At 37.5% G+C, this 13,130-nt stretch carries 10 protein-coding genes and 2 tRNA genes; 6 read left to right on the forward strand and 6 right to left on the reverse strand.

From position 1 onward, the window contains the following. Positions 1-101: 101 nt before the first annotated feature. Together ACUTSE_RS16405 and ACUTSE_RS16410 are read right to left on the reverse strand one after the other, a co-directional pair. Positions 102-422, reverse strand: a complete 321-nt coding sequence (locus ACUTSE_RS16405) for a putative quinol monooxygenase (protein ID WP_002992005.1) — start codon at positions 420-422, stop codon at positions 102-104. 67 nt (positions 423-489) lie between these two features. After that, the gene (locus ACUTSE_RS16410) at positions 490-1,659 is read right to left on the reverse strand and encodes an MFS transporter (RefSeq protein WP_445641014.1); all 1,170 of its coding nucleotides are present in this window, start codon (positions 1,657-1,659) and stop codon (positions 490-492) included. Positions 1,660-1,754: 95 nt separating this feature from the next. Between ACUTSE_RS16410 and ACUTSE_RS16415 the strand changes: the two genes are divergently transcribed. From ACUTSE_RS16415 to ACUTSE_RS16430, 4 genes are all read left to right on the forward strand, one after another. Then, positions 1,755-2,120 (forward strand): winged helix-turn-helix transcriptional regulator, encoded by a 366-nt coding sequence (locus ACUTSE_RS16415; protein WP_172462242.1) that lies wholly within the window; start codon positions 1,755-1,757, stop codon positions 2,118-2,120. Between the two features lie 253 nt (positions 2,121-2,373). After that, entirely contained in the window at positions 2,374-3,486 is a 1,113-nt protein-coding gene (locus tag ACUTSE_RS16420) for an efflux RND transporter periplasmic adaptor subunit (RefSeq protein ID WP_445641015.1), read from the forward strand. A 14-nt stretch (positions 3,487-3,500) separates the two neighbouring features. After that, complete coding sequence (locus ACUTSE_RS16425) at positions 3,501-6,653, forward strand: efflux RND transporter permease subunit (protein WP_445641016.1); 3,153 nt, start codon at positions 3,501-3,503, stop codon at positions 6,651-6,653. A gap of 62 nt (positions 6,654-6,715) precedes the next feature. Beyond that, a complete protein-coding gene (locus tag ACUTSE_RS16430; RefSeq protein WP_445641017.1) occupies positions 6,716-8,101 on the forward strand; it encodes a TolC family protein in 1,386 nt (461 codons plus the stop codon). Positions 8,102-8,197: 96 nt separating this feature from the next. On the opposite strand, the gene ACUTSE_RS16435 is transcribed toward ACUTSE_RS16430, so the two are convergent. Next, entirely contained in the window at positions 8,198-8,890 is a 693-nt protein-coding gene (locus ACUTSE_RS16435; RefSeq protein ID WP_445641018.1) for an aspartate/glutamate racemase family protein, read from the reverse strand. A gap of 199 nt (positions 8,891-9,089) precedes the next feature. On the opposite strand from ACUTSE_RS16435, the gene ACUTSE_RS16440 reads away from it, so the two are divergent. Beyond that, positions 9,090-10,697, forward strand: coding sequence for an FMN-binding glutamate synthase family protein (locus tag ACUTSE_RS16440; protein WP_445641019.1), 1,608 nt, complete (start codon positions 9,090-9,092; stop codon positions 10,695-10,697). A gap of 105 nt (positions 10,698-10,802) precedes the next feature. On the opposite strand, the gene ACUTSE_RS16445 is transcribed toward ACUTSE_RS16440, so the two are convergent. The 3 genes from ACUTSE_RS16445 to ACUTSE_RS16455 all read right to left on the reverse strand — a co-directional run bounded on the left by ACUTSE_RS16445 (position 10,803) and on the right by ACUTSE_RS16455 (position 12,210). Further along, a complete protein-coding gene (locus ACUTSE_RS16445) occupies positions 10,803-11,849 on the reverse strand; it encodes a tyrosine-protein phosphatase (protein ID WP_445641020.1) in 1,047 nt (348 codons plus the stop codon). Positions 11,850-12,045: 196 nt separating this feature from the next. Further along, a tRNA-Pro gene (locus ACUTSE_RS16450) sits at positions 12,046-12,120 on the reverse strand. Between the two features lie 6 nt (positions 12,121-12,126). Beyond that, a tRNA-Ser gene (locus ACUTSE_RS16455) sits at positions 12,127-12,210 on the reverse strand. 305 nt (positions 12,211-12,515) lie between these two features. Here ACUTSE_RS16455 and ACUTSE_RS16460 point away from each other — a divergent pair. Next, the gene (locus tag ACUTSE_RS16460; protein WP_445641021.1) at positions 12,516-13,049 is read left to right on the forward strand and encodes a GNAT family N-acetyltransferase; all 534 of its coding nucleotides are present in this window, start codon (positions 12,516-12,518) and stop codon (positions 13,047-13,049) included. Positions 13,050-13,130 lie beyond the last annotated feature (81 nt).

Below are 13,130 nucleotides of genomic sequence, written 5' to 3' on the forward strand. Positions count from 1 at the left end.
AATAAAACGGAAGTAAAAGTAAAAGAATACTTTCGTTTATACTAAGGACAAACTGTAGTAAAATAGGTGGTTAATCACATTATTGCTATACAATCCATATTTTATTTCGTTTGTACGAAAGTAGCTTTCCAGATACTAACCTTGCGCGGAGCGGCTTCAAAAGGTTTAATTTGTTCCTCATAGGGAATTCGGTAGGATCTTTTCATTTGTACTGTTGTGAATTCTTCTTGATTTTCCCATCGTTCATACAGCATATACCGTGTTTCATTTTGAGGATCTCGATTTGCAATCAGAGTAATACAGGTTTCTTCTGCTGCTACTCGCTCTAAATGCGGAAGTAAAATGGCCTCAAAGGCTTTTAGTACATTTGGTTTTAAAGTGAATTCTACTGTTAGTTCAATACCAGGTTGTGTTTGTATCATTGTTTTAAAATTTTAATTGGATGCATCGAAACGATAAGTAAGCCTGTTCTAGGGTTGCTCTTCGTGTTTATTGAAGGCACGAAGCAACACAGGTATTGGTTTTCTGTTCTATTTTTTGGCGGATATAGATCATTAGCATAGCCAAAAAACCAAAGAGTACGGTGAGCCAAATTGTATGTTCAACACCAAAATAAGCGATGACTAAACCACCACAAGTTGTTCCCATCGCCACGCCTAAATTTCCAAAAGAAGTGGCTAGGCTATTGACAAATTCCAGTGAATCTGGAGCAGTTGAAATCATATAGGTGGAGGCATTTAAAAAGCTTGGTGAATAAGCAAAGGCCCAAAGGATTAAAACGAATACCGTTAACCAAAAGTGGGTATCGGAAAAATATAAGAGAAAAGGAACAACAAGTGTGCCTGTTAAAAATAGCAACGTCGTTTTTGTCACGCTTCTACTCAAGAGTTTACCTGCAATGAAATTGGAAAACAATCCCACTAATCCGAATAAGAGAAGCATATAACTAACCATCGTATCATCCATATTCTTGGCCTGATTGAGGTAAGCCGTAAAATAGCTATACGTGGAAAACCACGCCGAAATCATAAAGAAATTCATGAGAGCACTTAGGATGAAGGTCGGTTTTTTGAGTATACTAATCTGACTGCCTCTTGTTTGCTTTACTTGTACGGGTAATGAAGGCATGCCAAATACAATCAGAAGTAATGCAATAATACTGACTATGGCTTGAATCATAAAAGAGTAGGTCCAAGTAAAGATACTAGCCATATAGGTAGCTAGGGGAATGGTCGTAATCATGGCTAAGGTGATACCACTAAATACAATACTCATTAATTTATTGTGATCTTCTTTTTGGGCTTGAGAAATCGAAACGGATAAAGCCGTCGCAATAAATACAGGTTGTAAAAAAGCAGGTAATAACCGCACAACAAGAAGCAACCAAAAAGGAGGAGCAAAGGCAGAGACCACAGCTGTAAGCAAAAAGATAAAGATTGACGTTAACATGAGCGTCTTTTTATTAAAACCAGCGGTAAATAAAGTTAGTACAGGCCCTGCTAAAGCAATAATTAAAGCAAATCCGCTAAGTAGAACACCTGCTTGATCAATGGTAATAGCATAATGTGTAGCAATTTGTGGTAGGATTCCGACAATCCCAAATTCGGTTGTTATAATAGCTAGAAGCCCAATGGCTCCGATGATGGCGTATTTTTTCATTTTGTTTATATAAAAGTTGGGAGCAAAACTACTTTGAAAGCTCTATTTTTGCACGCTGTGCATTTAAATGTATGGTACGAACAATTTTGTATGTTATGGGAAAAAGAAAGGAAAATTCAACCAATAGTTTGAATCAAAAGTATATAATAGAGTGTGATTTAGCGTATTCCATCCATTTACTCGAAGGACGTTGGAAATTAATCATCTTGTGTAGTTTGGAGAAGGGAACAATGCGTTATAGTGAATTGCGCGATAAAATAGGAGAGATCACAGAGCGAATGCTGACGCTAAAGCTAAGAGAACTTGAACAAGATGGATTAATTATTAGAACCGTATATCCTGAAGTTCCACCTCGAGTAGATTATGAATTATCGGATGTTTCGAAAGATTTAATTCCGATTTGGAGATCATTGGAAACATGGGGAGCTAAGCATAAAGAATTAAAGGACGCTTCTTATTGAATCAAATAGAAAAACAGCCTTATTTAATGCATATTAAATAGGGCTGTTTTAGTTTTAATCCTAAAAGACGCAAGGAGAATTGGACAATAAAGAATTTAACTTTTTTTATCAAATAAGCTTTGTTTTGTGAGGTTTATACAGCATAATGTTTACCTCTGTTCTTTCCTTAGCCCTCTAATTTTGTAGTGTGAAATTAATAATTAGCGTAAATCTTATACGCAGGATTAATTGCATATCACTTAAAAATTTACAAATGATTAAAACAAAGAGAATAGTAGCCTTGTCAACCTTGGCTATGCTGTTGGCTTGTCAAACAAAACAAGAAGTTCAACAGCAAGAAACAGTAGAAGAATACCCTGTTGAAGTGCTTCAGATAGAGAAGACGACACTATTTAATGATTATCCTGTTACGCTTCAAGGGATTAAAGAAGTAGAGTTAAGGCCAAAAATTGATGGTTTTATAGAACAAATTTTGGTAGATGAAGGGCAGGAAGTTAAAAAAGGGCAACTCTTGTTTCGCATTTATGCTCCTCAATATAAAGAAGAGAATGCTGCGGCGATAGCCAATTTAAACCGTGCAGAAGCAGAGTTAAATGAAGCGCGAATGAGAGTGGCTAAAGCCAAACCATTAGTAGAGCAAAATATTGTTAGTGCTTATGAATTAGAAGCTGCTCAATATACTGAAAAAACAAAAGAAGCTTTGGTTATGCAAGCTCAAGCCAATGTAAGTAGTGCTGGAGCCAATGTTGGCTATACCCAGATTGTAGCGCCATTTGATGGTATAATTGGACTAATCCCTTACAAAGAAGGCGCTTTAGTGGGGAGTAATTCCATTGAACCGCTAACAGTTATTTCTGATATTTCAGCGATTTATGCCTATTTATCCATGAATGAGAAACAGTTTTTTGATTTTCTGCAAGAGAATCAAGCGCCTAGTGTTAAAGAACGAATTGCACTTCTACCTGAAGTTCAACTGATATTGGCAAATGGACAAGTTTATCCTAAAAGAGGAAAGGTTAATACCGTCAGTGGACAACTAGACCCCCTAACGGGCAGTATCAATTTTAGAGCATTATTTGATAATCAGGAAGGAGTGTTGCGTAGTGGAAATAGCGCAACAGTACGCGTTTATGAAGAAGTGGGAGAAGCCCTCTTAGTTCCGCAAAGAGCGACTTACGATTTACAAGGAAAGCGTTTTGTTTATGTTGTAGGAGAGGATGGAAGAGTGAAAAGTAGAGAGATTAAGGTGATGGAACGCACCCCTTCGAGTGAATTTTACATCCTAACTTCTGGGGTGCAACGAGGAGAAAAAATAGTGACGGCTGGAATAGGAGGCCTTAAAGATGGGGTACAAATTAAATTATAAGAAGGAGCAAGATTATGTTAAAGAAATTTATTGAGAATCCTGTACTATCTACAGTCATCTCTATTATTATTGTTATACTAGGAATCTTGGGGCTCATGCGTTTACCTATGACGCAGTATCCTGATATTGCTCCACCTACGGTAAAAGTTACGGCTAATTACCAAGGAGCCAATGCCCAGGCAGTGATGAAAAGTGTTATTATCCCAATTGAAGAACAAATCAATGGGGTAGAAGAAATGGCTTATATCAGTTCCAAAGCGAGCAATAATGGTTCTGCGGAGATTACCATTACCTTTAATCAAGGTGCAGATCCCGATATGGCAGCAGTCAATGTGCAGAATAGGGTAAGTCAAGCCATGAGTCAATTGCCAGAAGAAGTGATCAAACAAGGGGTTACTACAACCAAGCGGTTGGCAAGTGAAGTGTTTAGCTTCATGGTATATAGCGAAGCACCAGAGTTTGATGAGATTTTTTTGGAGAACTATACTCGTATTAATTTGATTCCCCAACTCAAAAGAGTCCATGGCGTTGGTGAAGCTGTAAATAATGGAAAAGGTGAATATAGCATGCGTATTTGGTTAAAACCAAACCTAATGGCAGCCTATGGTTTGACTCCAACAGATGTAATTCAGGCTTTAAATGAGCAAAACGTAGAAGCAGCACCAGGGAAAATAGGAGAAAATAGCAAACAAAGTTTTCAATATACGTTAAAGTACACAGGAAGATTGGAAACGCCAGAGGAATTTGGCGCTATCGTTATTCGAGCAACAGGACAAGGAAAAGTCTTGTATTTAAGAGATATCGCAGAAATCGATTTAGGGGCTTTTGCTTATGAAACCTTACAAACGGCTTATGGTTATGCTGGAACTTATGTTTCCGTGAATCAAACCGCAGGTTCAAATGCTTATGATATTATTAAACAATGTGAGCAAATACTAAAAGATGCAGAAAAAGTACTACCACAAGGAGTGAAGTTTGTGGTCTATACCAATTCAAACGATTTCTTACTAGCTTCCATTGACAAGCTGATTTATACGCTGATTGAAGCTTTTGTCCTTGTTTTTATTGTGGTATTGGTATTCTTACAAGATTGGCGTTCAACGCTAATTCCTGCGATAGCTGTACCTGTAGCCATCATCGGAACGTTTTTCTTCTTGAATTTATTCGGCTTTACGATTAACTTATTGACGTTGTTTGCCCTCATTCTTTCCATTGGTATTGTGGTCGATGATGCCATCATTGTGGTCGAAGCGGTGCATGCGAAGCTCTATGAAGGAGCTGAAACAGCTAAAAAAGCGACGATTAGTGCAATGAACGAATTAACGACCGCAATCATCTCCATTACATTGGTCATGTCAGCTGTATTTGTTCCTGTTACGTTTATCGAAGGAACAGTAGGTGTCTTTTATAAAGAGTTTGGAATTACACTTGCCGTAGCGATTCTAATTTCAGCGGTGAATGCCTTGACATTAAGTCCTGCTTTATGCGCCATTTTATTGAAACCAGAATCAGGTACCCATCAACAGAAACAAGGTTTTATTCCTCGTTTTAAATCGGCCTTCAATAGCAGTTTTGATCGAATGACCATGCGCTATGTTGGTGTTTTGAAATTGCTGAATAAACGATTGTGGCTGGTTCTCGCAGCGGTTATTGGTTTTGGAGGATTATTTATCTATTTAAATCAAACGACTCCAACAGGATTTGTACCCAATGAAGATAGTGGGTTTATTTATGGAAATATGATTATGGCTCCTTCAACTTCTTTAGAAGAATCTGAACGCATTGCCATGGAAGTAGATAGTATTGTCTCTACAATTCCTAAGCTTGAATTACGTGCCCGTTGGGTTGGAGGAGATTTCTTTAGTGGTATAGGAAGTTCTTATGCCGGTGAATTTATTAAGCTGAAACATTGGAATGAACGAACAGAAAAAGGAGAAGACGCTGAAAGTATTGTACAAGAACTCTTTGCTAAAACGGCGCATATTAAAGATGCGCAAATCGTTTTCTTTGCAGCTCCTACTTTACAAGGGTTTGGTAATAATTCCGGTTTTGAATTGCAAATGCAGGATAAAATAGGTGGAGATTACAAAGAATTTGAGCAAGCTATTGCTACTTTTCTGAAAGAATTAAATGATAGACCTGAAATTATGTACGCAACCACTTCATTTAATACTAATTTTCCTCAGTATGAAGTGTCAGTGGACGCGGTGAAAGCCAAACAAGCAGGAGTTAGTGTTACTGAAGTATTAACGACGTTACAGGGGTATTTAGGCGGAATTTACGCAACAAACTTCAATCGCTTTGGCAAGCAATACAAAGTTATGATTCAAGCTTCTCCAAACTTCAGAGAGAATAAAGAAGCACTAAATCGACTGTACGTTAAAAATAGTGAAGGCGTAATGACGCCTATCTCTACCTTTATTCACCTAACTAAAGTATACAGTCCTGAATTTTTAACTCGCTTTAATTTATTTAATTCAGCCATGGTAAATGGAGCAGCAAATGCAGGTTATAGCTCGGGTGATGCGATTAAAGCAATTGAAGAAGTAGCAGCCAAAACACTACCGAAGGAATATGGATTTGACTACTCGGGTCTTTCTAGAGAGGAAAGTAAAAGCGGTGGACAAACGGTGCTTATTTTTGTATTGTCCATTGTCTTTGTTTATTTCTTATTAAGTGCCCAATTCAAGAGTTATATTTTACCCTTGGCTGTGCTCTTTTCTTTACCGATAGGGTTAGCTGGTGCTTTTATCTTTGCGCAATTATTTGGGATTGACAACAATATTTTCCTGCAAATTAGCTTGATTATGCTCATTGGTCTATTGGCGAAGAACGCTATTTTAATTATTGAATTTGCGCTCCAACAAAGGCTACAAGGATTTTCTTTGCAAGAAGCAGCGATACAAGGGGCTAAACTCAGATTGCGTCCTATTTTAATGACTTCTTTTGCTTTTATCTTCGGATTAATTCCCTTGATGCTTGCAACGGGGGCTGGAGCTTTGAGTAATAAATCCATTGGTACAGCAGCGGTAGGAGGAATGTTGATTGGTACGATTATAGGAGTATTGGTTATCCCTGCTTTGTTTATTGTATTCCAATCGCTACAAGAAAAAATAGGAGGAAAGCCAGCATTTATAGCAGATGCATCAACGCATTCAATACAATAATTATACTAATTCTGCTGCGGTTATTTCAATGTAGCTTCAGTAGAAGCAATCCTTTAAAGATAATGAAAATACATACTATAGTAGTCTTTACTTTGTTTCTCTCAGGAGTTTTAACCTCCTGTGGAACAAGTAAAGCATATGAACCAGTGAAAGTGGTTCCGAATGCCTTATATCGTGATATCCCCTTAGATAGCGCGAGTATTGCCCAAATAACGTGGCAAGATTTCTTTTCAGATGTTCATTTACAAGAACTGCTAGAACTTGGGCTAGCGCGCAACTTAGATCTAAAAATAGGACTGGAGCGAATGCATAGCGCTTCTGCCTTACTCAAACAAGCAAAAGCCAACTTCTTGCCTAGTGTAGCAGTAGGCGCTGGTATGAAACAATCGAGAATGTCAGAAAATCAGAGCTTTGGGCAGATGAAAAATGCAACAGCTTATGACCTATTTGCAACTATGTCATGGGAAGTTGATGTGTGGGGAAAATTAGCGAGTAGTAAACGTGCGGCATTTTATAAGTTATTGCAAACCAACGAAACGCAACAAGCGGTTAAAACACAATTGATCTCGCAGATTGCGGATTACTATTATCAATTGGTAGCTTTAGACCGACAACAAGTTATATTGGAGCAAACTATTGGAAATAGAGTAGAGGATGTAAAAACAATGCAACGCTTGAAAGAATCAAGCGTAGTAACAGGAGCTGCTGTGGTGCAAAGTGAAGCAAACTATTATGCCGCTCAAGCTGATTTGCCCAATGTCAAAAGACAAATAAGAACAATTGAACATGCTTTGCAGGTCTTAATCGATAGTTCGGGAGCCGTTATCCCACGCGGTAATTTTGACAGCCAAAGGATGATGCAATCCATAGCAGTAGGTTTACCAGTTCAACTCTTAGCCAATCGACCAGATGTAAAAGCAGCTGAAATGGAAGTGGCTTCTTATTTTGAAGAAGTACACGTTGCCCGAAGAGCGTTTTATCCGGCACTGACCTTGACTGGAGGAACGGGCTATTCTACGTATGAATTTAAAGAATGGTTTAGCACCACCGGTTTTTTTGCGAATATTGCTGGCGGTCTTGTACAACCATTATTCAATAAAAGGCTAAATAAAACGAGATTAGAAATAGCAAAGGCAAACTATCAAGAGAAAGTGTATCACTTCGAGAAAGCTTTACTCGTAGCGGGGCAAGAAGTGTCAGATGCTTTATACAGCTATCAAACAGCAAACGAACAGGAAGAGAAACGAGCACTGCAAGTGGAAAAATTAAGCTTGGCTGTTGACTATACGAAGAAGCTATTGCTTTATCACTCTTCGACAAATTACACGGATGTTTTAACCTCTGAGCAAGCGTATTTAAACGCTCAAATACAGCAGACGAAGGATTGGTTATTAAAATGGCAATCGACGATTAAACTGTATCGAGCTTTAGGTGGCGGTGCCAAGTAGTAACATGTCGTTTATTTTTTACTTTATTTTTAGACCCTCTATAGCTGATATAGAGGGTTTTGTTTTTTTGTTAGATTGTTATGAAGCACAGAAATGCTATTTTAAGTAGTCTTGTATCAAAGCTTTTGCTAAGCTCTTCGACGAATCGATGAGGTGAATTTCGTTTGGAATTTCATCCATCACGGCGTTTAGTTCCGTGCAAGCTATGATAATTACTTCAACTTTTGACTTGACTTCTGCTATTAATTTGTTCCACAGGACTTTATTTAGGGGGTTAGCCTTCTCTTTTTTTATACCTGATATTATTTGGTTCAATTCAATTTGCCAATTGGATTCAAAAACAAATTCATGCCCTTTTTCTTTTATTTCTTTTTGATAAATAGAAGAATGATAAGTGGTTGGAGTAGCAAATAACGTAACCTTGACTTGTTTGAGAGGCAACTCTTTTACTGTTTCTTCTACCATATTGAATAGCTTAGTAGGGATGGAACGCTGTAAATCATCAATATAGAGATGAGCAGAGTTACAAGGCATAGCTATGGAATGAACACCATTTTTCTCTAACTTTTCTAATCCTTTTACAATTGTTTCTTGCATTAGGCGATGATCAATTTCTCGATCTAAATAAAATGGAGTAGGCAAGGAATAGATGATAATTTCAGGAAACTCTTCATCTAATGTGGCTTGATACTGGTTTTGACATTCATCAAGGACTAATTCCAAAAAGGGAGTCGTTGAACGAGGTCCCATACCAGCCAAAATACCAAGTGTTTTCTTATTCGATTTCATATTTTATCTTCTCTAATTTATCTTTTTAATTAAAATCAGTACGAATAGGGACTCAAACTGTAATTAATATTTTATTATTTATTTTAAATCTGTAAATTTATGGTTAAATAATTGATTATATTTTTTGGATAAGTCTAGTAATAAATCGGATTTTCTATTTTCTGAATAGAAAGGAGGATTAAAAAAACCAGTTAAACCTATGCGTAAACAATTTGTCGTTTTTTCAACATTACTTTTGATTGTAATGCTTCTACTTACTCTCTTTTTAAATAAGAATTGGGGCATCTTTTTTGTAATTCTTCTCGTATTTGTGATTATGGGATATCAGGATATGTATCAAAAGAAACATACACTGAGGCGTATTTATCCAATTTTTGGTCGACTTCGCTATGTGATGGAAGAACTTCGACCTAAAATGTATCAATATTTTATTGAATCCGATACGGATGGTAAACCGATTAGTCGTATCGACCGTGCAACCATCTATCAACGTGCTAAAAAAGAATTGGAAACAATTCCATTTGGAACGCAATTAGACGTGTATGCAGAAGGTTACGAATGGATGTGTCACTCAATTGCTCCAAAAGCCTTTGATAAACTAGATCACAACCCTCGTGTACTGTTTGGTAATAAAGACTGTAAACAGCCGTATTCAGCCAGTATCCTCAATATTTCAGCCATGAGTTTTGGTTCACTAAGTGCTCAAGCTATAGAAGCCATGAGTGGTGGTGCAAAATTAGGGAATTTTGCCCATAATACAGGTGAAGGGGGAATAAGTCCGTATCATTTAAAAGGTGGTGGAGACTTAATTTGGCAAATTGGTACGGGATACTTTGGATGTAGAGATGAGCATGGAAAATTTGATCCTACTTTATTTGCGGAAAAAGCGAAATTACCCAACGTAAAAATGATTGAGCTAAAAATCTCACAAGGAGCTAAACCAGGGCATGGGGGAATACTTCCCGCATCTAAAAATACAGTGGAAATTGCAGAAATCAGACACGTGAAACCGCATACGGTTGTGGCTTCACCGCCTTATCACTCGGCTTTTAATTCACCACTAGAATTAGTTTCGTTTATTAAGGAATTGCGAACGCTATCAGAAGGGAAACCGATTGGGTTTAAACTGTGTATCGGACACAAAGCAGAGTTTATCTCTATTTGTAAGGCGATGGTTCATTTAGATATGTATCCTGACTTTATCACCGTAGATGGTGGAGAGGGTGGAACAGGAGCTGCGCCACAAGAGTTCTCGAACTATATTGGAGCACCGATGTTGGATGGATTGGCGTTTGTACATAATATTTTAATGGGAATGGGAATTCGCAAACACATTAAGATTATCGCTTCTGGAAAAGTAACTTCTTCGTTTCATATTGCGCGTGCTATGGCTTTAGGTGCAGATACGTGTAATGCCGCTCGTGCCATGATGATTGCCATAGGTTGTATCCAAGCACTTTTGTGTAACACCAACCGTTGTCCTACGGGAATCGCTACGCAAGATCCTAAATTGACCATAGGCTTGGATGTTGCAGATAAAAAAGTACGTATGTCCAATTACCATAAAGGAACAGTGGAGAGCTTCGTTGAATTATTAGGGGCTTCTGGATTGGATGATATGAAAAATATTACACGTTCACATATTTATAGACGTGTTTCATTAAACGATATGTTGACGTATGAAGAGATTTTTCCTTCTCTAAAAGTAGGATCTTTATTGGAAGGGAATATTCCCGATCGATATAAACAAGATTTTGAATATGCAAATATGAACCGATGGGGGATTTCAATTGAAAACCAAGCTTAACTAGGCTTGGTTTTGAAATCCGCTTAAAAACAAAAAATCCGTAAATAGTAACTATTTACGGATTTTTATTGTATATCATTTGATTTTCAGTGCTGTATAAAAATACTACTCCAAGTATATTGCTTGTATTTTCTTTAAATCGACGTTTAATACTTGGGTTAGATAGTGATCTATCGATCCGTGGTCTGCCTTGATGCGGTTGAGTCCTGCTTGGATGAATTCGGGACGAACGACAAACAAACTTTCAAGTGTGGGATAGTCAGCAAGAAAGCCTGCATACTTATCGCCTAGGTATACGTTAGATAGTAAGTAATTGCTCATGATGGTTTCCTCATCAACACCTAATGCTGATAGAAATAAGGCGGCTGCCATACCTGTACGGTCCTTACCCGCTGAACAATGGAACATAAGCGGTGTGTTTTTCTCGTCTTGTAAAAGTGCAAAATACTTGCGATATTGGTCGATGATGGTTGGGTCGGATACGAGTGTTTCGTTCATTTCGATCATCTTTTTGCTTATTTCTTCACGATTCAAATCAACCATATCGCTTATAGAAGTTATACCTAAATTACCAGGAGCAATACTATAGTGATACGATTTAGTAAGGGAAGGTAACTGATCCGGAGCATTAACAACCTCTTCATTAGTACGGAAATCAACGACTGTAGTCAAGGGTAAGTGCTGCAAATAACCGAGGTCTTCGGGTGTGAGGCCAGCTAAGTCGCCAGCACGAAAGACCTTATTCCAACGCACATGTTTACCATTTTTAGTTTTGATACCGCCTAAATCTCTAAAATTGTAGGCTCCTTCCAGTGGAAGCAAGCGCTCCGATAGAATGGTCTGAGCGGTAGGCGTAACGAGCAAGTAATAAGTACGTCTAGTAGGGTCTGATTCGATGGAGTACACACCAGCTTTATCGTCGTTAGCTACAGGTTTATCGAGGTTTATTTTATCGACCGATGGCCCCGCATAGAGTTGCCAAGGCTCGTTGAGTTTGATTTCAAGACTGACCGATTTATCTTTGGCATCTCTCCATATACTTGCTTGATCCGAAATATCTTCACCTAAGTACTGAATTGTTTTTTTATTCTCCCCACACGAAACTAGAGTAGCTAGAATTAGTATTGAAAAAATAAATTTTGGTTTATTCATAATTGTATTATTTAGCTAAAGTTAACTGTTTTGAATAACAATAATACATATTTGAATTGTGATTTGGTATGTATTTATATGTTTTAACATCTATAGCTGGAGATGCTTTTTTAATGGAATAGGATACGAAATAAAACAAAAAACCCGCAAATTCTATGAATTTGCGGGTTTCTGATAACACCTAATGTAAGTGTTGTCGGGGTGGCAGGATTCGAACCTGCGACCTCCTGGTCCCAAACCAGGCGCGATGACCGGGCTACGCTACACCCCGAAGAAGCGGAGAGACAGGGACTCGAACCCTGGCGACCGTTACCAGTCGACAGATTAGCAATCTGCTCCGTTACCACTCCGGCACCTCTCCTGAAAACTGAGAAATCCCTCATTTTTACTGGAGCAAACATACCATTACTTTTTATTTTATGCAAATAATTTTAAGTCAAAAATAGAAGAAAATAACGCAGTTTTTTTTACTCCATTAAGTATGAGATGGATATGATTGAAAAAAAAATAAAAAAAGAAGAGGAGTCTATTCATTTTATTCTAAAACCACCCTATTTTAAAGGGAAGAAGAGGAGTTTGATTTAAATTATCTCGTATCTTTGTGCCAGAAATATAGATAGAGCGAAGAAAAAAAAGCATTTCTAGCCTAAATCAATGCAGCAATTTATGAAATTTGATACAACCCTAACTTTTTCAAGTGATCGCTTGAAATTTATTATTGTAAATGACCAATACGTAGAAGACATCTTTAGAGAGTTAACCCCAACAGTGGCTAAATTCTTACCTTTTATCCCTACCCAAAAAAAAGAGGATACTTTTGGCTTTGTAGCGTATAGCTTAGGTCAATTAGAAAAGGAAAAAGACATTACTTTACTGGCGATAGATAATCAGACAGGAGAATTTATTGGATGTTGTGGAATCCACGATATTTGTGATGAATCTATTTCGATTGGCCTTTGGATTAAAGAAAGTGCAAATGGAAAAGGATACGGAAAAGAAATCGTGAAAGCTTTAGAGCAATTTGTTTTTGATAACTTAACTGTTGATTATTTAATTTACAATGTGGAACGAAACAATGCTGGTAGTATTAATATTGCAGAAAAATTAGGTTACGCGTACCACAGTGATTTCAAGCGCAACATCAGTGAAGAAAAAATATTGGATATGTTGCATTACCGCAAGGCTAATGTAGCCAAGTAATAAATTCAATTCTAAATAAGAGATAAGAAAGTTCAGTTTGATTCGAAAGAATAAAATTGAACTTTTTTTGCATAACAACTC

The organism is Myroides sp. TSA_177.3 (genome assembly GCF_052691955.1).

Bases quoted from the DNA above. Each gene is read 5' to 3' on its own strand.
- ACUTSE_RS16440 (WP_445641019.1), top strand. From the start codon at position 9,090: ATGCGTAAACAATTTGTCGTTTTTTCAACATTACTTTTGATTGTAATG.
- ACUTSE_RS16460 (WP_445641021.1), top strand. From the start codon at position 12,516: ATGAAATTTGATACAACCCTAACTTTTTCAAGTGATCGCTTGAAATTT.
- ACUTSE_RS16420 (WP_445641015.1), top strand. From the start codon at position 2,374: ATGATTAAAACAAAGAGAATAGTAGCCTTGTCAACCTTGGCTATGCTG.
- ACUTSE_RS16445 (WP_445641020.1), bottom strand. From the start codon at position 11,849: ATGAATAAACCAAAATTTATTTTTTCAATACTAATTCTAGCTACTCTA.
- ACUTSE_RS16430 (WP_445641017.1), top strand. From the start codon at position 6,716: ATGAAAATACATACTATAGTAGTCTTTACTTTGTTTCTCTCAGGAGTT.
- ACUTSE_RS16425 (WP_445641016.1), top strand. From the start codon at position 3,501: ATGTTAAAGAAATTTATTGAGAATCCTGTACTATCTACAGTCATCTCT.
- ACUTSE_RS16435 (WP_445641018.1), bottom strand. From the start codon at position 8,890: ATGAAATCGAATAAGAAAACACTTGGTATTTTGGCTGGTATGGGACCT.
- ACUTSE_RS16410 (WP_445641014.1), bottom strand. From the start codon at position 1,659: ATGAAAAAATACGCCATCATCGGAGCCATTGGGCTTCTAGCTATTATA.
- ACUTSE_RS16415 (WP_172462242.1), top strand. From the start codon at position 1,755: ATGGGAAAAAGAAAGGAAAATTCAACCAATAGTTTGAATCAAAAGTAT.
- ACUTSE_RS16405 (WP_002992005.1), bottom strand. From the start codon at position 422: ATGATACAAACACAACCTGGTATTGAACTAACAGTAGAATTCACTTTA.